Source organism: Rhodanobacter sp. ANJX3 (assembly GCF_014200755.1).
GTDB lineage: Bacteria > Pseudomonadota > Gammaproteobacteria > Xanthomonadales > Rhodanobacteraceae > Rhodanobacter.
Map to the genome: position 1 here is coordinate 162914 of NZ_JACHCM010000005.1, position 22371 is coordinate 185284.

Annotated in this window: 14 protein-coding genes and 1 pseudogene; 5 read left to right on the forward strand and 10 right to left on the reverse strand. The window is 65.2% G+C overall.

Going from position 1 to position 22371, the window contains the following annotated elements; genetic code table 11:
- Positions 1 to 13 precede the first annotated feature (13 nt).
- Both HDE76_RS14840 and HDE76_RS14845 read left to right on the forward strand, forming a co-directional pair.
- A pseudogene (locus tag HDE76_RS14840) lies at positions 14 to 611 on the forward strand (DUF938 domain-containing protein).
- Positions 612 to 654: 43 nt separating this feature from the next.
- Complete coding sequence (locus HDE76_RS14845) at positions 655 to 1053, forward strand: YchJ family metal-binding protein (RefSeq protein ID WP_184508709.1); 399 nt, start codon at positions 655 to 657, stop codon at positions 1051 to 1053.
- A gap of 14 nt (positions 1054 to 1067) precedes the next feature.
- Here the strand turns inward: HDE76_RS14845 and ligB are convergent, their stop codons facing one another.
- The 4 genes from ligB to HDE76_RS14865 form a co-directional block, all read right to left on the reverse strand.
- Positions 1068 to 2756: an NAD-dependent DNA ligase LigB gene (ligB, locus tag HDE76_RS14850; protein ID WP_184508712.1), complete on the reverse strand. Its 1689-nt coding sequence runs from the start codon at positions 2754 to 2756 to the stop codon at positions 1068 to 1070.
- Between the two features lie 110 nt (positions 2757 to 2866).
- On the reverse strand, positions 2867 to 3667 hold the full coding sequence (locus HDE76_RS14855; RefSeq protein ID WP_184508714.1) for an NRDE family protein: 801 nt from the start codon (positions 3665 to 3667) through the stop codon (positions 2867 to 2869).
- A gap of 34 nt (positions 3668 to 3701) precedes the next feature.
- On the reverse strand, positions 3702 to 4940 hold the full coding sequence (locus HDE76_RS14860) for a spore maturation protein (RefSeq protein WP_184508716.1): 1239 nt from the start codon (positions 4938 to 4940) through the stop codon (positions 3702 to 3704).
- Positions 4941 to 4944: 4 nt separating this feature from the next.
- Positions 4945 to 5778 (reverse strand): helix-turn-helix domain-containing protein, encoded by an 834-nt coding sequence (locus HDE76_RS14865; protein ID WP_184508719.1) that lies wholly within the window; start codon positions 5776 to 5778, stop codon positions 4945 to 4947.
- On the opposite strand from HDE76_RS14865, the gene HDE76_RS14870 reads away from it, so the two are divergent.
- Positions 5676 to 6620 (forward strand): methyltransferase domain-containing protein, encoded by a 945-nt coding sequence (locus tag HDE76_RS14870; RefSeq protein ID WP_221262431.1) that lies wholly within the window; start codon positions 5676 to 5678, stop codon positions 6618 to 6620. The two genes, HDE76_RS14865 and HDE76_RS14870, sit on opposite strands and share 103 nt — an antisense overlap.
- A 21-nt stretch (positions 6621 to 6641) precedes the next feature.
- On the opposite strand, the gene HDE76_RS14875 is transcribed toward HDE76_RS14870, so the two are convergent.
- On the reverse strand, positions 6642 to 8081 hold the full coding sequence (locus HDE76_RS14875; RefSeq protein WP_184508723.1) for a glutamate synthase subunit beta: 1440 nt from the start codon (positions 8079 to 8081) through the stop codon (positions 6642 to 6644).
- Entirely contained in the window at positions 8078 to 12532 is a 4455-nt protein-coding gene (gltB, locus tag HDE76_RS14880; RefSeq protein ID WP_184508725.1) for a glutamate synthase large subunit, read from the reverse strand. The genes HDE76_RS14875 and gltB overlap by 4 nt, the downstream gene beginning before the upstream one ends.
- A gap of 320 nt (positions 12533 to 12852) precedes the next feature.
- Between gltB and HDE76_RS14885 the strand changes: the two genes are divergently transcribed.
- Together HDE76_RS14885 and HDE76_RS14890 are read left to right on the forward strand one after the other, a co-directional pair.
- Positions 12853 to 14109 (forward strand): peptidoglycan DD-metalloendopeptidase family protein, encoded by a 1257-nt coding sequence (locus HDE76_RS14885; RefSeq protein WP_184508727.1) that lies wholly within the window; start codon positions 12853 to 12855, stop codon positions 14107 to 14109.
- 159 nt (positions 14110 to 14268) lie between these two features.
- Positions 14269 to 15660: a S41 family peptidase gene (locus HDE76_RS14890; RefSeq protein WP_184508730.1), complete on the forward strand. Its 1392-nt coding sequence runs from the start codon at positions 14269 to 14271 to the stop codon at positions 15658 to 15660.
- A gap of 113 nt (positions 15661 to 15773) precedes the next feature.
- On the opposite strand, the gene HDE76_RS14895 is transcribed toward HDE76_RS14890, so the two are convergent.
- From HDE76_RS14895 to HDE76_RS14910, 4 genes are all read right to left on the reverse strand, one after another.
- Positions 15774 to 16097 (reverse strand): hypothetical protein, encoded by a 324-nt coding sequence (locus HDE76_RS14895; RefSeq protein WP_255481616.1) that lies wholly within the window; start codon positions 16095 to 16097, stop codon positions 15774 to 15776.
- Between the two features lie 338 nt (positions 16098 to 16435).
- Positions 16436 to 17920, reverse strand: coding sequence for an efflux transporter outer membrane subunit (locus HDE76_RS14900; protein ID WP_255481617.1), 1485 nt, complete (start codon positions 17918 to 17920; stop codon positions 16436 to 16438).
- Positions 17907 to 19118, reverse strand: coding sequence for an efflux RND transporter periplasmic adaptor subunit (locus HDE76_RS14905; protein WP_218862164.1), 1212 nt, complete (start codon positions 19116 to 19118; stop codon positions 17907 to 17909). Before HDE76_RS14905 ends, HDE76_RS14900 begins: the two co-directional genes overlap by 14 nt.
- Entirely contained in the window at positions 19111 to 22317 is a 3207-nt protein-coding gene (locus tag HDE76_RS14910; RefSeq protein ID WP_179478104.1) for an efflux RND transporter permease subunit, read from the reverse strand. Before HDE76_RS14910 ends, HDE76_RS14905 begins: the two co-directional genes overlap by 8 nt.
- Between the last annotated feature and the right edge of the window lie 54 nt (positions 22318 to 22371).

The window sequence follows — 22371 nt, forward strand, 5'->3', positions numbered from 1 at the left end:
TTGCACTGACGGTATGAACAAGCCGCATTCGCCTGCGTGCGAACGCAATCGCGATCCGATCCTCGCCGTGTTGCGCGAACATTTTGCCGGTGCCCGACGGGTGCTGGAAATCGGCAGCGGTACCGGCCAGCACGCGGCATATTTCGCCGCCCATCTGCCGCAGCTGATCTGGCAGGCCTCGGACCGTGAAGAAAATCTTCCCGGCATTCGCGCGTGGCTGGACGAGGCCGCCTTGTCGAATACCCCGCCGCCGCTGATGCTGGACGTGAGCAGCCCTTGGCCTGACGATCGCTTCGACGCCGTATTCAGCGCCAACACGCTGCACATCATGGCGTGGTCCGAGGTCGAGCAGCTTTTCGCCCGGTTGCCGCACGTGACCGACATCGGCGCCACGCTGATCATCTACGGCCCGTTCTAATGATGCCGGACGCTATAGCAGCGAGAGCAACGCAGCCTTCGATCGATCGCTGCAGTCACGCGGCTCGCACATGGGCATACGCGACGCCGAAGCCGTGGATGCGCTGGCGACACGCGCCGGCTTCACCCTGATCGACGACATCGCCATGCCGGCCAATAACCGCTGCCGGGTCTGGCGCAGGCAAGGCACTTGAAACGCCGCTAGGGAAAACCGGGCGATTCGCGTAAAAAGACGCCATGACATCGACCGACACCACGCCCTGCCCCTGCGGCAACCCGGCCGGATACCAAGGCTGCTGCGGCCGCCTACACGACGGCCAGCTCGCGATCACCGCCGATCAATTGATGCGCGCCCGCTACAGCGCTTACGTGCTGAAACGCGAGGATTTTCTTCTGGCCAGCTGGCACGCCTCCTCTCGGCCCGTGTCACTGGGCCTCGATGCACAGCAGCCCCTACCCACCTGGCTGGGACTGGACATTCGCCAGCATCACGACGTGGATGAAAACCACGCCAGCGTGGAGTTCGTCGCGCGCTATCGCCTCGGTGGCGGGCGGGCGCAGCGCCAGCACGAGACCAGTCGCTTCGTGCGGGAGGACGGTCAGTGGTATTACCTCGACGGCCAGATGAAAAGCTGACTCGGTAGACGCGTTCAAAAACCCTGCACCCCGATCGCGTGCAGCTTTATGGCATGCGCACGAACCTGAGGATGCGCAAAGAACGCCGCCAGGCGTTCCGATTTCGCGCGACCGGCGCCTGCCGCTTGCCAGTCTTCCGCGCTGCGAGGGCTAAGCGTCGCCCAGTCGGGCAGCGCCATATCCGCGGTCGGCGGCATGCCCATCGCACGAAGCCAGTCGGCGAAAGGCCGCTTGCGCGCATCGGCAAAGGTCTGTGCCAGGGACGCCGCGCGCGCCTGCCCCAGACCCGGCACCTTGACCAGCTGCGCAGGCGTGAGGCTCAGCCAGTCCAGCAGATCATGGATAAGCCCCGCGTCGATCAAGGCCTGCCAGGTATCCGTACCGATGCCATCCAGATGCAGGCCGCGTTTGCCGCCGAGCCAGACCAGCCGAGCGCGGAACTGCGCTTCGCAGCCAGGCGCCATCTGCCAGCAGCTCAACGGATCGTGCGTCTGCGGATCGGGCACGGTCACCGGCGCGCGCACCTGCGTGCGCCAGACTACCGACTGCAGGCGCGGAATGGTCAAGCCCGCGAGGGCAATCTCGACCTGATCGCCCGGGCGGATATCGAGCTCCTTCCAGCGCGCCACCGAACCGATGCTGACGCGTTGCACGCGATGATCGTCCAGCTGCACCGGTTCCAGTTCCAGCACGGGTGTGATGCGACCGCTGCGACCGACGGTGAAGTTTACCGCGCGCACTTCGGCCAGCGCCTGCGCGGCCGGATATTTCCACGCCACGGCCCACGCCGGTGGCGTGGCCGGCCACGTCGATGCGGCCGGTCGGCGGCCCTGACGCACCACGGTGCCATCGGCGGCGAACGGCATGCCCTGGCGATACCACTGCGCGCGCCAGTGCTGCACGTCGTCGATGGAACCCACCGCGCGGGTATAGCTCACGCTATCGATCAAGCCCATGGCCTGCATGCCTGCCAGTCGTGATGGCATATCGGCGGGACCGCTCGGCCAGTCCCAGACAAACAGGCCGATGCGTGCGGCGGTGGCGGCATCGAGCGTGTCGCGCGCCATCGCACCGGCAACGGCCGAGCGTGCGTTGATGCCGCCATCCTTGGCCTGCACATGATTAGGAATGCGCCAGTAGATTTCACCCTGCAGCACCACGCGCGCCGGCGCATGCGGCAGGCGCTTGGGAATCGCCTCGATAACTTGTGCTTTAGCTGTCCAATCCGAGCCGTGCAGTCCGTCGCCGCGACTAATGGCTTCGCTCAATTGGCCGTCTATATACAAAAGCGTCACGGCCACACCGTCGGCCTTGGGCTGTACCCAGAGATCCGTGTTTCCACGTGCCTGCATCCATGCACCGACTGCCGCCGCATCGGGCAGCTTGGCCAGGCCGGTCTGCGCGACCGGCGCACGTACATTGCCGGTGGCGTCGGCGAGATGCGCAGGAATTGCCGGTGCCTGCGCGGGGAAGCAGCGTCGCCAGCGCAGAAATCGTTCCAAGGCCCGATCGTAAACCGCATCGTCGACCGGCGACCGATCGCCCGCCCGGTACGCACGATTCCAGCTATCCAACCGATCGTGCAGCGCAAGCATCTCCGCACGCGCCTGCGTGGGCGGCCAGGCGGGGCAGTCCTGGGCGCGCGCGCCAGTGATGCACCATGCGGCGAGAAACATCATCGGCAGCAGCCATGTCTTGCGCATCGATATCATCCATCCATGGTGGATACCGAAGCCTAGGCCGCAGGCTATGCGACACCAAGGCGAACGCACCGACAACTTGCGTAGGCTGGCGACGCGACGATCGGTGCGTGCTAGCTCAACACGGCGTCGTGATGGCGGCGCCCTTCGATGGGCAGCCGCGTTTCACCATCGAAGCGCCCGTTCGGGCCGAAGCGGCGTTCGACGATCGCGCCACGGCCATCGTGGCCGATCGCCACGATCGTGCTGGCGCGCGTGCCGTACGACTCGCCGCGGATAAACGCCGACGACAGCCATCGCTCCCGTTCGAGGCCGATACCGGTGTCCGGCAAGTCGGCATCTGCGGCGATTTCCTCATCGGCAAGCGCCGTAAACAGCGCCGTGACATCTCCGGCATCGGTCATACCACGATCCGCGTCGATCCACTCCCGCATGCGCACGCACAGCCGGCGTGTTTTCGGCCATGGCGTATCCAGCTCGGCGTTGGACAGGCCATGTATGCCATCGCTCAACGCATGCAGGGCTGGCCGCGGACGGTTGCCGATATGAAACGCCCGATCCGCGTCGAAGATCAGCAGATTGAACGGGCGGTAGTCCGCCGCCACGGACTGCAATCGCGCCGCGTGCATGGCGGCGTCATCGGAGTGGGTAAGGTAATCCGTCACCAACAGACCGCGCGATAAACCCGTTTGCGCATCGCGGGGATTGCGCACGTTGGTGACCACGCTGCAGCGGCCCTGGGCCGTTACCCCGAGCCAGCTGCCGCCCGCTTCCAGGTCGCGGCCGGCGATGATATTGGTGTCGGCCCAGCGCGCCAGCGCCGCGCTGGGCCGCGCATGAAATTCATCGCGATTGCCGGCCAGCACGAGTCGCCAGCGTGGATGCGCGTTCCAGGCCAGCGCAATTACGCACACGGACGTGGCGCTCCAGCAGACTCACGCACCCGCATTATTTGATCGCTCCAAAAAACCAGTAACACACGCCGATCGACGCCAGCACGCCGGCCAGATCGGCCAGCAGCGCACAGCCGATGGTGTGCCGCACGCGCTTGATGCCGACCGCGCCGAAGTACACGGCGACCACGTAGAACGTCGTCTCCGTGCTGCCCTGGATCACCGCCGCGAGCAGCGCCTGAAAGCTATCCACGCCGGAGTGATGAATCGTCTCGATCAGCATCGCGCGCGCCGCGCTGCCGGAAAACGGCTTGACCAGGGCAGTCGGCAGCGCATCGACGAAACGGTCATCCAAGCCCGCATGCAGCACCAGCCAGCGAATGCCGTTCAGCACGAAGTCCAGCGCACCCGACGCGCGCAGCACGCCGACGGCGGACAGCATCGCGATCATGTACGGCAAGATGTCCTTCGCCACGTCGAAGCCCTGCTTTGCGCCGGTGATGAAGCTTTCGAACAGCGGCACACGTCGCCACGCACCGGCGCACAGAAACACGAGGATTACGCCGAACAGCATCAGGTTGCCCAACAGCGACGAGAACGATGCCAGGGCCATGGCGGTGAGCGAGGTCAGCAGCGCGATAAAACCACCGAGCAACAAGGCGCCCCCGCCCAGCCACGCGATCACCACCGGGTCCCACAGCTTCAGGCGCTGCATGTAGGCGACCGACAACAGTCCGGTGAGGTTGGCCGCAAAGTGCGCCAGCAGGATCGGCAGAAACACCAGGGTCGGGTCGTGCGCGCCGGCCTGCGCGCGATAGACGAATACGGTGACCGGCAGCAGTGTCAGCGACGAGGCATTCAGCACGAGAAAGAGAATCTGCGCGTTGCTGGCCGTATCCGCCGACGGGTTGATCGTCTGCAGTTCGCGCATCGCGCGCAGGCCGATCGGCGTGGCCGCGTTGTCCAGACCCAGCGCGTTCGCGGCGAAGTTCATCGTGATCAGTCCGATCGCCGGATGGCCACGCGGCACGCCCGGCATCAGGCGCGAAAACAGCGGACCCAGCATGCGTGCCGTGCGTTCGACCAGCCCGGCATCCTCGGCGATATTGAGAAAGCCCAGCCACAGCGCCAGCGTGCCGAACAGCAGCAGCATCACCTTCACCGACAGATCGGCCATGTCGAACAGCGAGCCGACCACCGCGGCGAACACGGTCTCGTCGCCACCGATCAGCCAGCGCGACAGCGCCGCCACTGCGGCGACCAGGAAAAAACCGAACCAGAGTCTGTTGAGCATGCGGTCAGGGCCGCCGACGTTCGTTGCCGGAAACATCGCCGACCGCCATCAAAAGCACGAGCTTGTGATCGGGGCTGCACGACGGCACCAACGTGATCTGCTCGTACGAGACAAGCCCGCGCTGCGGATGGTCGAACGTGCGTAGTCCGCCCTCGCGGGCCAGCACGCCGTGTCGGCTCCAGAAATCGGCGAAGGCGGCGCTGTCCCGCTGCAGCGCTGCAATCAGCCCGGCCAGCGCCGCATCGTCGGGATACAGCGCGCTTTCGGCGCGCAATTCGGCCACCAGGCGACCCGCGCGCTCGTCCCAGTCGCGAATGAAATTCCGCGCCGAGTGATCGAGAAACACGTAGCGCAGCAGACAATGCTCGCCACTGGCCAGCCATGGCGCGAACAGCTCCGCCGCCGCGGGATTGCAGGCGCAGCGGCGCCAGGTTCGATCCAGGAGATAGGCCGGCATGCGCATCGCATGGACGGCGGCGCACAAGGCCTGCGCTGCCGCCGTGTCGTCGGCAATGGACGGCGGTGCCGGATCGCGGCGGCGCGCCAGCTCGAACAGATAGGCACGCTCAGCCCTGGAAAGCCGCAATACATCGGCCAGACGCGCCAGCGCGGATGCCGACAGCGACATCTCGCGTCCCTGTTCGAGCCAGGTGTACCAGGTGGTGCTGATGGCGGCGCGCTCGGCGACTTCCTCGCGGCGCCAACCCGGCGTGCGGCGCCGCGCGGACACGGCCGATGCGCCAGCTGCGCTCCATGGCATCGCCTCTCGGCGCGCGCGCAGAAAACGGCCCAGCAGGTGGCGCGCGTCGTCAGCCGTGTCGAGAGGGGAAGTTTTCATACCGGGATAATGACGCAACTTACACCAGCGGCGCGCCGGATGCAGAATCCTGGAACCACCCGATGGAGGTCTTCATAGTGAGCACATCCCAACCTTCTTTTGCCGCCGAACAATACAGCGCGCGCGCGAACGATTACCTGACCAGCGAAGTCCACCGCCGGGGCGCCGATCTGGACCAGATCGAAAGCCTGCTGAGAGACCATCGACCCGCGCGCCTGCTCGACCTGGGCTGCGGCGGCGGGCACGTCAGCTACCGCGCCGCACCGCTGGTCGATCAGGTCATGGCTTGCGACGTTACGGCTAGCATGCTTGCTACCGTGCAGGCCGCCGCGATCGAGCAGGGCCTGACTAATATCACGGTGCAACAGGCACCGGCGGAGCGACTGCCGTTCGACGACGACAGCTTCGATATCGTGGTTGCGCGTTTCACCACGCACCACTGGCAACAGCGGGATAACGGACTGCGGGAGGCAAGGCGGGTGCTGAAGCCCGGTGGGCGCGCGGTATTCATCGACGTCATCGCGCCGGAGGACCCCCTGCTCGATACCTACCTGCAGGCGATCGAGGTGTTGCGGGATATTTCTCACGTGCGCAACTACCGCTTGACCGAATGGATCGCCGCACTGGCGCAGGCCGGCTTTGCCATCGAAAGCCTCACGCCCCGCCGGCTGCCGCTGCGCTTCGACGACTGGGTCGCCCGCACGAAGACTGCCGCGGAACACGTTGCCGCCATCCACAGCCTGCAGCGCCATGCGCCACCCGAAGTGCGCGAGCATTTCGCCGTGGCCGCGGACGGAAGTTTCACGCTCGACACGATCACCTTAACCGCCAGCACCGCCTGAGCAGGCACGTTCCACATCCGGTCAGACGGCGTATTCGACTTCCGCCAGCTCCAGCTCACTGAACATCTGCGCGATCGAACCGGCTGCTTCGCGCCCGTCGTAGACCGCACGCACGACCAGGTCGGCGCCACGCATGTTGTCGCCGCCGGCAAAGACCTTCGGATGGCTGGTCTGGAACGGCAGCCGGCCCTCGTGGCCGGCTAGGATACGGCCACTGCGATCGCGCTCGATGCCGTAAGCGTCGCACCACACCGGCGGGCTGGCGCGAAAACCGAACGCCTGGATCACCACGTCGGCAGGCAGCTCCTTCTCGCTGCCTTCCACATTGCGCAGCTGCACGCCGCCCTTGCCGTCGTCGACGAGTTCGGTGGTGACGACCTGCACCGCACACACCTTGTTGCCTTCACCGATCAATGCGGTCGGTTGGCGATTGAACAGAAACTGCACGCCCTCGTCGCGGCTGGAGCCGACTTCGCGGCGCGAACCGGGCATGCTCATTTCGTCGCGGCGGTAGACACAGGTCACCGAGGCCGCGCCGAGACGAATCGCGGTGCGGTTGCAGTCCATGCCGGTATCGCCGCCGCCCAGCACCACGACATGCTTGCCGTTGAGGTCGAGGGCGGCCGGCACCGGCTGCTCGTCGATCAGGCGATCGACGTTGGCGATCAGGAACGGCAGCGCGTAATGCACGCCGTCGAGCTCGGCGCCGGGCAGCTGGCCATCGACGAAGGTATAGGCGCCGGTGCCGATGAATACGGCGTCGTAGTCGGCGAGCAGTTGCTCGAACGCGATATCGCGACCGATCTCCACACCGAGATGAAACTGCACGCCCATGCCTTCGAGCACGTCGCGACGCGTGCGCACCACGCTCTTGTCGAGCTTGAACGGCGGAATGCCGAACGTCAGCAGGCCGCCGATTTCGCGCTGGCGATCGAACACGTCGGCGGCGATGCCGGCACGGCGCAGCCGATCGGCGCAGGCCAGCCCGGCGGGCCCGGCACCGACGACCGCGACACGACGACCGCTTTCGACCACGTGCGACAGATCCGGCCGCCAGCCCTGGCGAAACGCCTCGTCGGTGATCGAGCGCTCGATGCTGCCGATGGTCACCGCGCCGAAGTCGCCCTGCTCCAGCGTGCAGGCACCTTCGCACAGGCGATCCTGCGGGCAGACGCGGCCACAGATTTCCGGCAGCGGGTTGGTCTCATGCATCAGCGTGGCGGCTTCGAACAGGCGGCCTTCTTCGACGAGCTTCAGCCAGTTCGGAATGTAGTTGTGCACCGGGCAGGCGTTTTCGCAGTACGGGTTGCCGCAGTCGATGCAGCGCCCGGCCTGCGCGCTGGCTTCAGTCGAGGCGAAGTCGCCGCTGATCTCGCCGTAGCCGAGCACGCGAATGGCCACCGGCACGTAGCGCGGCGGCTGTCGCGGCAGATCCATGAAACGGAATAGCTTATGGCTCACGCGGCTCTCCGCAGTTCGTCGGCCAAGGCGGCCAGGCTGGCCGCTTTCGGCTTGACCAGCCAGAAGCGCTGCAGCAGGCCGCGGAAATCGCCCAGCAAATGTCGGGCCCAGGCGCTGCCGGTGTGTTCGGCATGCTGCGCGATCAGCCCACGCAGATGCTGCATGTAATGCTCCATGCCCTCGGGTGAAATGCGCACGATGTCGACCAGCTCGTGGTTGTAGCAGTCGACGAACGTGCGCTGCAGATCGAGCACGTAGGCGAAGCCACCGGTCATGCCCGCGCCGAAATTCAGGCCGCACGCGCCGAGCACGGCGACGACGCCGCCGGTCATGTATTCGCAGCAGTGGTCGCCGGCGCCTTCGATCACCGCCAGCGCGCCGGAGTTGCGCACGCCGAAGCGCTCGCCCGCGCGACCGGCCGCGAACAGCTCGCCGCCGGTCGCACCGTACAGGCAGGTATTGCCGAGAATCGAGGCGTCCTGGCTGGCGAACGGCGACTCCGGCGGTGGCCGCACGATGATGCGTCCGCCGGTCATGCCCTTGCCGACGCCGTCGTTGGCTTCGCCGGTGAGCTCGATCTGCACGCCGCCCGCGTTCCACGCGCCCAGGCTCTGACCGGCGGCACCTTCCAGCTTCAGGGTGATCGGCGTGGCGTCCATGCCGTGGTCGCCGTAGAGGCGCGCGATGTCGCCCGACAGCCGCGCACCGATCGCGCGATCGGTATTGGCGATGGCATAACTGAAGGTCGCGCTGTACCCGCTGGTGATGGCCTCGTCGGCGTCGGCGCTGATGCGCGAGGCGAGCGCGGCCGGATCGCGCATCGGGTTGCGCGCCATCACGCAGGCGCTGTCCACCTCGACGCCGAGTCCATCGCTGGAAATCAGCCGTGACAGATCGAGCTGACGCTGCACCGGCGTGCTGCCCTCGGCCTGGGTCAGCAGATCGCTGCGGCCGACCAGTTCGCCCAGCGTGCGCACGCCGAGCGCGGCCATGTGCAGGCGCACGTCTTCGGCGACGAAGCGGAAGTAGTTCATCACCATCTGCGGCAGGCCGATGAAGTGATCCTTGCGAAGCCGCTCGTTCTGCGTAGCCACGCCGGTGGCGCAGTTGTTCAGATGGCAGATGCGTAGGTACTTGCAGCCCAGCGCGACCATCGGGCCGGTGCCGAAACCGTAGCTTTCAGCGCCCAGCATCGCCGCCTTGATCACGTCGAGTCCGGTCTTCAGGCCACCGTCGGTCTGCAGGCGCACGCGGCCACGCAGGCCGTTGCGGCGCAGCGTCTGCTGCACTTCGGCCATGCCCAGTTCCCACGGCGTGCCGGCGTACTTGATCGAGGTGAGCGGGCTGGCGCCGGTGCCGCCGTCATGACCGGAAATGGTGATCAGATCCGCGCCCGCTTTCACCACGCCGGCGGCGACGGTGCCGACGCCCGCGTGCGAGACCAGCTTTACCGAAATCAGCGCGGTCGGATTCACTTCCTTAAGATCGTGAATCAGCTGGGCCAGATCCTCGATCGAATAGATGTCGTGATGCGGTGGCGGCGAAATCAAGCCGATGCCGGGCTTGGCGAAGCGCAGTCGCGCGATCGTCGCATCCACCTTGTGACCGGGCAGCTGGCCGCCCTCGCCGGGCTTGGCGCCCTGCGCGATCTTGATCTGCAGCACTTCGGCATTGATCAGGTACGTCGGCGTAACGCCGAAGCGGCCCGAGGCCACCTGCTTGATCTTGGACATGCGCTCGGTGCCGTAGCGCGCGGGATCTTCGCCGCCCTCACCGGAATTGCTGCGGCCGCCGAGACGATTCATCGCGGTGGCCAGCGCCTCATGCGCCTCGGGTGACAGCGCGCCAAGTGACATGCCGGCGGAATCGAAGCGCTTGAGGATGGCCTCGACCGGTTCGACCTCGTCTAGCGGAATCGGCTCGCCCATCCCATGCGGCAACAGCAGATCGCGCAGCGCCGACGGCGGCCGCGAATCGACCTGCTGCGCGTAGCGGCGATAGTCGGCCATCTCGCCCGTACGCACCGCGTGCTGCAAGGTGTCGATCACGTCGGGGTTGTACATGTGGTACTCGCCGCCGTAGACAAACTTGTACAGTCCGCCGGCGTGAAGCGGCTTGGCCTCATTCCACGCTTCGGCCGCGAGCAGGCGCTGATCGTTCTGCAGCTCCGCAAAACCCGCGCCGCCGACGCGCGACGGCGTGCCGGGGAAGCACAGCGCGACCACTTCCGGCGCCAGCCCGATGATCTCGAACAGCTGGGAGCCGCGATAGCCCGCGACGGTAGAGATGCCCATTTTCGAGAGGATTTTCAGCAGGCCTTTGCGAATGCCGCGTCGATAGCTGCGGCCGATTTCGCGCTGGTTGTTGTCGCCATGATGAATATGCCCGTCGCGACCCAGTTCGAACAGACTCTGATACGCCAGCCACGGATAAATCGCGGTGGCGCCGAATCCGATCAGGCAGGCGAACTGATGCGCGTCGCGCGCGGTAGCTGTCTCGACCAGCAGGTTGCACTGGCAGCGCAGGCCGCTTTCGGTCAGGTGCGCGTGGATGGCGCCGACAGCGAGCAGCGCATGCGCCGGCAAGGTTTTTTTATTCGGGTAGCGATCGGTGATGAAGACGATGCCCGCGCCGCCGCGCACGCGGGCTTCTGCCTCGCGACAAAAGCGCCGCAGCGCCGCTTCGAGCCCTTCGCTGGGCGGATAACAAAGATCGACCTGTACGGTGCCGTCGACGTACTGCGGCAGCGCCAGAATCTGACGCAGCTTGCGCTGCGAGCAGATCGGCGAATTGAGCAGGATCTGTTTGGCGTTTTTCGCCGACAGCTCGAAGATGTTTCCCTCGGCGCCGATCTGCGTCATCAGCGACATTACCAGCAGCTCGCGCAGCGGATCGATCGGCGGATTGGTGACCTGCGCAAAGGCTTCGCGGAAACGATCGAACAGCGGCCGCACCTGACGCGACATCGCCGCCATCGGCGTGTCGTCGCCCATCGAACCGGTCGGCTCGGCCTCGGTTTCGGCGAGCACCTTGAGCACGGTTTCGCGCTCTTCGCGCGTGAGCCCGTAAAGCTTCTGCCAACGATGCAGCTCGTTGGTCGGCAGCGGCTCGGCCGCCAGACTGGGATCGATCAGGTCGGATTCGAGGTAGGTGATGCCTTCGCGCAACCACTGCTGGAACGGCGCGCGCTTGCGGTTGATCGCGTCGATGTCGGCGTCGAACAACAATTTGCCGGCGCGAAAATCCACTGCCAGCATCTGGCCCGGCCCGAGCCGACCCTTGCCGACGACTTTCGAAGCAGGCATGTCCCACAAACCGGCTTCGGAAGCCACGATCAGATGATTGTCATCCGACAGCGCCCAGCGCGCCGGGCGCAGGCCGTTGCGATCCAGCGCACACGCAGCGTAATGACTGCCGCACATCACCAGACCCGCGGGGCCGTCCCACGGCTCCATGTGCAGCGCGTAATACTCGTAGAACGCCGCGAGATCTTCGTCCATGTCCTCGCGCGCGGCGTAGGCCGGCGGCACCAGCACGCGCATCGCGGTAAGCATGTCCAGGCCACCGGCGAGCAACACTTCCAGCGCGTTGTCCAGGCTCTCCGAATCCGAGCCGATCTGACGCACGAGCGGACCGATGTCGCTCAGGTCGACCAGCGGCGAATGCAGGATCGCTTCGCGCGCCTGCATCCAGCGGCGGTTGCCGCGAATGGTGTTGATTTCGCCGTTGTGCGCCAGCAAACGAAACGGCTGCGCCAGACGCCACTGCGGCGAGGTGTTGGTGGAAAAGCGCTGATGAAAGACCACCGCATCGCTGACCAGCGCGGGGTGGCGAAGATCGGCAAAGACCTCGCGCAGATGACCGGGCGCGGCCATCGCCTTGTAGCCGATCACATGCGAGGAGAGCGTCACCACATAGAACGACGGATCGTCCTGCAATGCCGTTTCGGCGCGACGCCGGGCGCGAAACAGCGCACGCTCGAACTTTTCGTCGTCCATGCCGTCGGCAACATTGACGAAGACCTGCCGCATGCGCGGGCAGCTCGAAAACGCCATCGGGCCACAGGCATCCGCGTTGACCGCCAGCTCGCGCCAGCCGGCCACGCTGAGGCCTTCTTCGAACAGATAATTTTCCAGCACCGCGCTGCCGTCGCTGCCGGCAGGATCGAGAAACACCAGGCCGGCGGCAAAGCGTTCGGTCAGCGCAATGCCGGCCTCCTCGGCCAGCGCGCGCAGCCACGGTGCCGGCGTATGAATCAGTACACCGCAACCGTCGCCGCTGATGCCGTCGGCGTTGACGCCGCCGCGATGCGACAGTTTGGCCAGCGCTTCGAATGCCGTATCGACCACCCACGCGCTGGCGTGGCCGTCGACTTGCGCGACCAGACCGAACCCACAGCTGTCGTGTTCGAAAGCCGGGTCGTACAACGTGGTGGAGATTGACTGCGCCATCGGGCCTCCGCGGCAGATGGAATGATTGAGCGCACGAAGCCGGCGAGGTGATGGCGCCTTGGCTGCGAACGGAGTTGCCCCGACTAAAACACACTTGTTGCGAAGCGTCAAAGCATTTGGACGGCCATACGGCAGCCGCGGCACGTTGCCGAAGCGACGGGCCTGCGCACCACAGCCGCCCGCACGGCCTGGGCGCTGCTACGTTTGTTTAACAACAGCGCCAACCCTTCGCGGGTGCGGCCTGTACGGCCATACCCGCTTGACGGCACCGATTCGTCAGGCGGCTCGCTACACATCCCCGGCTCGGTGATAATTGCCGGATGCCTCCAACTGCCCGCCTCGCCCGACCGCTTGCACCCCAACCCCTCATCCGTGGACTGCTGGTCGCCGTCGCGCTGGGCTGTGCGCTGGTCGCCTCCTCGGCGCAGGCGCGGCAGGATAGCAAGAGCGGCAGCGAGCAGGCGGACGCCAAGCAAAAGCTGGCCGATATCCAAGCCAAGATGAATGCGCTCGCCAAGCAGCAGGCCGACACGGCCGCGCGCCGCGACAGCGCCAATGCCGAGCTGGCCAAACAGGCCGCCGCGCTGGCGACGGCCGCGCGCGCGGTGCATCAGACCGATACCGAGCTGGCCGCCAAGCAAAAGCAGCTCGATGATCTGCAGCAGCAGCAGGCCACGCTGAAGCAAAGTCTGGACAGCCAGCACGCGGCGATCGGCGAACTGCTGCGCGCCACCTACGCGCTGGGCCAGGGTTCGGACCTGCGCCTGCTGCTGGGCGATGAGGACGTGGCGCAGATTTCCCGCGCACTGATGTATTCGAAGTATTTCCAGCAGGATCGCGTGCAGCGCGTACAGCAGCTGATGGCCGACCTGGCCAAGCTGCAGGAACTACAGACCGCCATCACCGCCGAGCAGCAGTCACTGGAGGCCACCCGCGATCGGCGCCAGCAGCAGGCCAAGACGCTGGCGCAGCAGCGCCTCGCCCAACAGAAGCTGGCGGCCGACACCGACGCGCAATACAAGGATCAGGCGCAGAAGCTGGCCGCACTGAAGCAGAACGCGCAGGCGTTGAACGAACTGGTCGCCAAGCTGCAGAAAGCCATCGACGATGCCGCGCGCGAAGCCCAGGCGCAGGCCGCCGCCGCGCGCGAAGCGGCACGCCGCAACCACCCGGGCAAGAATGCACCGCCACCGCCGATCGACGTCGGCAAGGCCAGCGCCAATATCCGCGGCAATCTGCCATGGCCGGCCGCGGGTGTGGTCAATACCTTCGGCAACGGCGTGCTGATCAAGGCGGCCGGCGGCAGCGAAGTGCACGCGGTGGCGCGCGGCAAGGTGATCTACGCCGGCTTTCTGCGCGGATACGGCATGCTGCTGATCGTCAACCACGGCAACGGCTGGCTCAGCATGTACGGCAACAACGAAACCCTGCTGCACGGCGTGGGCGATCAGGTCGAAGCGGGCGCCGCGATCGGCACCGCCAGCCCGACCACCGGCGTCAATACCGGCGTGTACTTCGAACTGCGCCGCGACAACCAGCCGGTGGACCCGCGCAGTTGGCTGAGCCAGCGCCGTTGACGCCGCCGGCATGGCGACGCAGGCTAGCATCGTGCGGAGGATGAATTACGCCGGCATTCGGTTGTCACACGCCTGGCGGTACCGTCCTCCAACCTCTTTCGTCGCGCTACGGCGCGGCGTGTCCTCGCTTCATCGTTAATGGTTACAGGAAGTCATTCCATGCGTCGTCCGCTTCGCCGCCAGATCGCTCTGCTGACCTCACTGCCGCTGCTGCTCGCGCTACCGTTTGCGCAGTCGCAGACCGCGCCCGCCGCATCGTCCAGCGTCGCGCCTGCCGACATTCCGGCATCGGCCGGCACCGCGGCGACGCCGGCCAGCGCCAGCTCCGCCGGTGCCGATCAGGTCGATCTCGACGACATTCGCAACTTCAGCCGCGTCTACGAGGTGGTGAAACAGGCGTACGTAGAAAAGGTCGACAACAAGACGCTGATGAAGGCGGCGATCACCGGCATGCTCAGCGGACTCGATCCGCACAGCGAATACCTCGACAAGGATGGCCTGGCCCAGCTCAACGAGGATACCACCGGCCAGTACAGCGGCCTCGGCATCGAGGTGCTGCAGGACGGCGACGTGCTGCGCATCGTCTCGCCGATCGACGACACGCCCGCCTCGCGCGCCGGTATCCAGGCCGGCGACACCATCGTCAAGATCGACGGCACCGTGATCAACTCGGAAAACATCGACGACATGTACGCCAAGCTGCGCGGCAAGCCCGGCAGCAAGATCGAGCTGACCATCGTGCATGCGAAGAGCGACAAGCTGATCGATCTGCACCTGGTGCGCGAAAACATCGCGGTCAGCAGCGTCAAGGTGCGCGAACTGGAGCCTGGCTATGCGTACATCCGCATCAGCCAGTTCCAGGACGATACCGGCGAAGATCTCGACAAGAAGCTGGGCGAACTGATCAAGAAAAACGGCCCGCAGAAAGGCGCCGTGCTCGACCTGCGCAACAATCCCGGCGGCCTGCTCACGGCCGCGGTAGCGGTCAGCGACGACTTCCTCGACAGCGGTGTGATCGTCAGCACGCGCGGCCGGCTGCAGGATTCCAATATGAGTTTCAGCGCGCATCCGGGCGATCTGCTCAACGGCGCGCCGATGATCGTGCTCACCAACAACGGCACCGCCTCGGCTGCGGAAATCGTTTCCGGCGCCCTGAAGGACAACCATCGCGCGCTGCTGATGGGCCAGCGCACCTTCGGCAAGGGCGTGGTGCAGACCGTATTGCCGCTGGACGCCGATCATGCAGTCAAGATCACCACGGCGCGCTACTACACGCCCAACGGCACCTCGATTCAGGCCGAAGGCATCAAGCCGGATATCGCGCTGGCCGATCTCACCGTGAAGAAGGCCGACAGCCCGGCCGCGCTGATCAATTCCGAATCCGATCTGCCCAACCATCTGGCCAACGAGAACAAGAACGCCGGCGGCGACATCAATGACGACGGCAGCGCCGACGACGCCAAACTCGCCACCGGCGACTATGCGCTGTCGCAGGCGCTCAACGTATTGAAGGGTATTGCGCTGGGACGAGGGGCGAGCTCGCATCGCTGAGGTATCGGCCGAGCATCGGTCCGAACGACCGTACCGCATCGGCCCAACCGAATCTTTCGACCGGCGGCTGTCTCCCCATCGTCTGATTGCCGGATGGCGATCCAGGCGACGAATCAGCGCATATTCACCCAATGAAGATGGATACCTTTTTCGACATCGTTGACTCGCTTGCCAGGCCGACTTTCGATCAAGGTGCCGCACACCGTTTGCACGCTCGCGCCCGCCATTCTTTCGATACGAATAAGCTCACCCTGCTCGATCGTGAAATTCGTCTCGATCACCATCACCTGATCATGCTCCCACACCAGCGAGCCTGGTCGGGCGCTGTCGACGCTGCTGCTGGTCATGGTGTCGACCCAGCCTATCCGGACTTCAATGTCCTGCGGCAAAAAGCTGCCGCGGTTGTCCAACAGCCAGCCTTCGGTCTTTTTCAGCAAGGCCTCAAGATGCGGCTCGCTCCAGTCGACCCGGCTAGCCGGTTTTTTTGAAGGCGGTTTGTGCTCAGACATGGATGGAATCTATTCCTGGCAAAAAATTCATGACGCTGCCTGCTTGGTTTGCGGTCCAATCGGCAAATCGTCGACCGCAAGCCCCGGTGGATCCCGAAAGATAACGGCAACGTCCGATCCGGGCACGGCGACGCTCTGGAATCATGCAAAAGAATCATGCAAGAGGCATGCCGCTTGAGGCCCCACCCGATACTTTCACCCGCAGTCATGCATGTCGGCCTGAACGATCGCATCGCGACCACAAGACTCGACATGCATCATGAACCTTAATGCGTGACGGTGGACAGCCGATCCGTCGACCAGCCTCCGCCCAGCGCCTTGATCAGCTGTACGCTGGCGCGCAGCTGGTTGGTGTTGAGGCCGAGCAGACTGCGCTGGGCATCGAGTGCGGTGGTCTGAGCCTGCACCACGTCGAGATAGCCGACGGCGCCCTCTTTGTAGCGGTCCATCGACAGATCGACCGAGTGCTGCGCCGCGTCGGCAGCGTTTTTCTGATCGGTGCGGGCGACGCCGATATGATCGATCTGGGCGAGGTTGTCCTCGACTTGTGCGAACGCATTGAGCGCCACGCTACGATAACGCGCGCCGGCTTCATCGGTGGCCGCCTTGGCCGCACGCACGCCAGCCTTGCGCTTGCCGCCGTCGAAAATCGTCTCGAACAGCGACGGTCCGATGGCCCAGAAATGATTGGGCGCAGTGAGCAGACCCGGATATTGCGCGCTCTGGAAACCGCCCTGTGCGCTGAGCGTCAGCGACGGGAAATAGGCGGCGCGCGCAATGCCGATACGCGCGTTCGCTTCGGCCACGCGGCGTTCGGCCGCGGCGATATCCGGACGACGCTGCAGCAAGGTGCTCGGCACGCCGGTCGGCACCGGCGGCAGGTCGATGGTGTCGGTCTGCGCGGCAAGCTCGAACGTGCTGGCCGATTCGCCGACCAATACTGCGATGGCGTCCTGGATCAGCGCACGCTGCGCCTGCGCCTGCGACCACAGCGATTTTGCCGTGGAAAGCTGCGACTGCGCACGCGCCACGTCTAAGCCCGACACGATGCCACCGGTGTGCAGAGTCTGGGTCAGTTTCAGCGCTTTCTGATAGGCATCGATGCTTTGCTGGAACAGCGCTATCTGCTGATCGAGACCGCGCAGCTGGATGTAATTGTCGGCGAGCTGCGCCTGTAGGCTCAGCTGAGCCGAGGCCAGGTCGGCGGCCGATGCCAGCGTCTCGGCCTTGCTCGCCTCGACCGTGTTGCGGATGCGGCCCCACAGATCCAGCTCGTAATCGGCTTCGGCGCCGACAGTGAACGAGTTGTAGTCCGCCGGCGAGGTGGCGCCGCGCAGCGGCTTGGTATCCGACTCGCGATCGCGCTGACCGTTGGCATTGGTGCTGACGGTGGGAAACAGCGCCGAGCGCGACTGCAGATCGAACGCCTGTGCCTGGCGGTAATGCGCCAGCGCGGCGGCGATGTCGGCATTGCTGGTCAGCAGGCGCTGCTGCAGCCGATCGAGCTGGGCATCGTGATACAGCTGCCACCAGCGATCGCGCGGCAGCTGATCGGACGGCTGCGCGGCCTGCCACATGCCGCTGTCGGCAGGTGCGTTCCGGTAAGACGGCGCAACGGGCACGGCCGGGGTTTTGTATGGCGGCGCCAGCGAGCAGCCGGCCAACGCTAAGACAATCGCCAGCGGCAGGCAGCGCAAAGCCACGGCCGAACGCACGGTGCGGTTGCGGCCCGACATCTCAGGCTTTGGCATCGGGCTTGTCCTTGGCCTGCGGCTGGGCAATCTTCACCTGGTCGCCATCGACCAGCCCATCGGGCGGACTGTCGATTACGCGATCGTTGGCGCTGATGCCCGAACCGATTTCCACCGTCTTGCCGTAGTCGTGCTGGATCGTCACCGTCTTGAAGGTGACTTTGTTGTCGCTACCCACCGTCGCCAGATGCAGGCCGCTGGCATTGAAGATCAGCGCGCTGGCCGGCACGCGCAGGCCGGCCGCATTGGCATCGAGCTTGAACTGCACGTTGGTGAAACTACCCGGCATCAGCTTGCCGTCGGCGTTGTCGACCGACAGCTGCAGCAAGGTGCTGCCCGAGCTGGCGTTGACCGCCTGCGCCGACGCGTCGACCTTGGCCGTAAACGTGCGACCGGGATATTCCGGTACGGTCAGCTGCGCGGTGGCGCCAGCCGGAATGGATGGCACAAAAGCCTGCGGCACCTGGACGTAAACGCGCAGTTTGCTGACGTCGGACACCACGAACAGCGGCTGACCGCCGCCGCTGCTGCCTTCGTTGATCAATGCGCCGACGTCGGTATTGCGCGCGGTGACCACGCCGTCGAATGGCGCCACGATGCGCGCGTAGCCCTTGGTCGCCTCGATGCGATCGACATTGGCCTTGGCCGCATTGGCCAGCGCACGCTTGGCGGTGTAGTCGCCGGTTTTTTCGTCCACCTCCTGCTTGGCTACCGAATCGGAGGCCAGCATCGCCTGCCAGCGTTTGGCGGTCGTTGCCGCCAGCGACTCGTTCGCCTGCGCGCTGGCCAGGTCGGCCTTGGCCTGCAGCAGCTGCTGATCCAGATCGGGCGTTTCGATCTCGGCGAGCAGTTGGCCGGCCTTGACCTTGCCGCCGATATCGACTTTCCACGACTTGAGGTAACCGCCGGTGCGCGCATACATCGGCGCCTGCGTATACGCCTCGATGCGGCCGGGCAGCTGCAGCGGTGCACCGGCACCCTTTTGCTCGGGCGCGGCGACGTTCACGGTCGGCACGTTCTGCTCGTCGGTCCAGGTCTTTAGATGCTTGGCTTCGAACACGCGCGTGGCGAGGCCGAGAATCACGACGACGACGATCACCACCAGCGCGATCACGCCGGCTATGCGAACCCCTCGACGCGACGGCGGCTTGGGCGTGGGAAAGGTTGAGTTCGACTCGGACCGGCTTGTATCAGACATGGGCAGGCTCTCCGGAAGCTGGCGCCGGATCGGGTTTGTGGGGATCGGGTTTATGGACATAGCGCGCGTGGATCATGCTGAACACCACGGGCACGAAAAGGAGGGTCGCGGTTGTCGCGAAAATCAGGCCGCCGATCACCGCGCGACCGAGCGGCGCGTTCTGTTCGCCGCCCTCGCCGAGGCCGAGCGCCATGGGCGCCATGCCGATGATCATCGCCAGCGCGGTCATCAGCACCGGGCGGAAGCGCACAAAACCGCCTTCCAGTGCCGCATCCAGCGCATTGCCGTGATCGTGCAGGCGCTCGCGACAGAAGCTCACCACCAGGATCGAGTTGGCCGTCGCCACGCCCATGCACATGATGGCACCGGTGAGCGCCGGCACCGACAGCGCGGTATGCGTGACGAACAACATCCAGATGATGCCAGCCAGCGCCGCAGGCAAGGCGGTAATGATGACGAACGGATCGGCCCACGACTGGAAGTTCACCACGATCAGCAAGTAGATCAGCACCAGCGCGCCGAGCAGGCCGAACAGCAGGCCGGAAAACGCGCTGTTCATTGTCTTGACCTGACCGAGCAGCTCGACGTGCGAGCCTTTGGGCAGCTCCTTGTCGTGCGCGGCGATGACTTTCTGGATATCGGCCGAGACGCCGCCGAGGTCGCGATCCTGGGTGGTGGCGAAGATCTGCACCACCGGCTGAATGTTGTACTGATCGACGACTGCGTTGGTGGCCTGCCGGCTTACCGTGGCGAGGCCGCCGAGCACCTGCGAATTGCCGTTGCTGCCGGTGATCGACAGGTTGCGCAGCGAGGCCAGGGAATCGAGCGAATATTGCGGCGTCTGCAGCACGATCGGATAGGAGATGTCGTTTTGCGGATTGAGCCAGAACGTCGGTGCCACCTGGCTGGAGCCGGCCAGATTCACCACCAGACTGTTGGTGACGTCGCGCGCGGTAATGCCGAGCAGTTGTGCCTGCGTGCGATCCATGTCGATCTTGAAGCCGGGGCTTGCCTGCGACTCCTGGATGCGCGCATCGGCGATGCCGGGGATCCGCTTGATCTCGCGCAGCAGCGTGTCGGCGTACTTGAAGTTGGCCGGCAGTTTCGGGCCGCGGATCTGCAACGCAATCGGTGCCGGCGAACCGAAGTTCAGGATCTGGCTGACGATATCGGCCGGCGGAAAGGAGAACGTCACGCCCGGGAACTCGTGCGGCAGTTTCTCGCGCATCTGGCGTACGTAGTCCGCGGTCGGGTGGTGTCCCTCATTCAGCGCGATCTGAATATCGCCGTCCTGCTCGCCGATGGTGCCGGTGTTGTTGTACGTGTTGTTGATACCGGAGTTCGACAGGCCGATGTTGTCGACCACTGTGCCCAGCTCCTCGGCGGGGATGATGCGCTTGACGCTGCGCTGGATCTGCGCGAACAGCTGCGCGCTCTGCTCCAGGCGCGTGCCGACCGGTGCGCGCACGTGCATCAGGATCTGGCCTGCGTCCACATCGGGAAAGAAGTTGCGGCCCAGCGTCGGCACCAGTGCGAACGACAGCACCACGAAGACCATGAAACCGGTCACGAACAGGCGCCGATGCTCCATCGCCAGCGCCAGCAGGCCGTGGTAGCTGGCGCGTACCTTTTCGAAGCGGGCTTCGAACGCACGCTGGAAGCGCACCAGCGGATTGCGCGTCGGCTTGACCTCTTCGTGTTTGCCGTCGGCATCGACGTGCGGATGCAACAAGTATTTGGCCATCGTCGGCACTAGGGTGCGCGACAGGATGAACGAGGCGATCATGGCGAAGATCACCGACTCGGCCATCGGCACGAACAGGAAGCGCGCCACGCCTTCGAGAAAGAACATCGGCACGAACACGATGCAGATGCACAGCAGCGACACGAAGGCCGGCGTGACGATCTGCTGGGCGCCATCGAGGATCGACTGCTCGACCTGCTTGCCCTGCTCCAGATGCCAGTTGATGTTTTCGATGGTCACTGTGGCATCGTCGACCAGGATGCCCACCGCCAGCGCCAGACCGCCCAGGGTCATGATGTTCAGCGTTTCGCCGATGGCCGACAGCGCCGCGATGGAGGAGAGAATCGCCAGCGGAATCGACACCGCAATGATCACCGTCGAGCGCCAGCTGCCGAGGAACAGCAGAATCATCAGGCTGGTCAACGCCGCGGCGATGATGCCCTCGCGCGCAACGCCGGAGATCGCGGCGCGCACGAAGATCGACTGATCGCCGATCGGCGCGATCTTGAGGTTGTCCGGCAGCGTCGCCTTGGCATCTTCCAGCCGCTGCCGAATACCGGCGACGATGGCCAGCGTCGAGGCCGAACCGTTCTTCAGCACGCTCATCAGCACCGAGCGGCCGCCGTCGACGTGCACGATATTGGTTTGCGGCGGCGCGCCGTCGAGCACGTGCGCCACGTCGCGGATATAGATGGTGGTGCCGTTGACAGTCTTGACCGGCAGGTCGGCCAGCCCCTGCAGCTCGTCGGGCGCGTTGTTGAGCTGCAGCGTGTATTCGAAATCGCCGATCTTCTGCGTGCCCACCGGCGTGATCAGGTTCTGCGCCGCCAGCGCGTTGGCTACATCGTTGGCCGACAGTCCTCGCGCCTGCAGCGCGGACGGATCGACGTCGATCTGCACCTGACGGGTCTTGCCGCCGTAGGGATAGGGCACCGCCGCACCGGCCACCGACACCAGCTGCGGACGCAGGATGTTGAGCGCCAGATCGCCCAGGTTCTGTTCGCTCAGGCCCTTGCCCGACAGCGCCAGCTGGATGATCGGCACGGTCGATGCGCTGTAGTTGAGAATCAGCGGCGGATTGGTGCCGGCGGGCAGCTGACGCAGCAGCGTCTGCGATACGGCGGTAACCTGCGCGTTGGCCGTGGCCACGTTGACGGTCGGCTGGAAAAAGATCTTGACGATGCCGAAGCCGGCGATCGACTTGGACTCGATGTGCTCGACGTCATTGACCGTGGTGGTCAGCACGCGCTCGTACGGCGAGGTGATTCGGCCTTCCATCTGGTCCGGCGGCAGGCCGGTGTACTGCCATACCACCGCGATCACCGGGATGTTGATGTCCGGAAAAATGTCGGTCGGCGTGCGCATCGCCGACAGCGGGCCGATGATCAGGATCAACAGCGCCAGAACGACGAAGGTGTAGGGTCGCGACAGCGCGATCCGGACGAGGGCCTGCATGGAGTATCCCGCGGAAATGTTGCGTAGCAGCGAATTTTGCCACGCGGCGCCTTT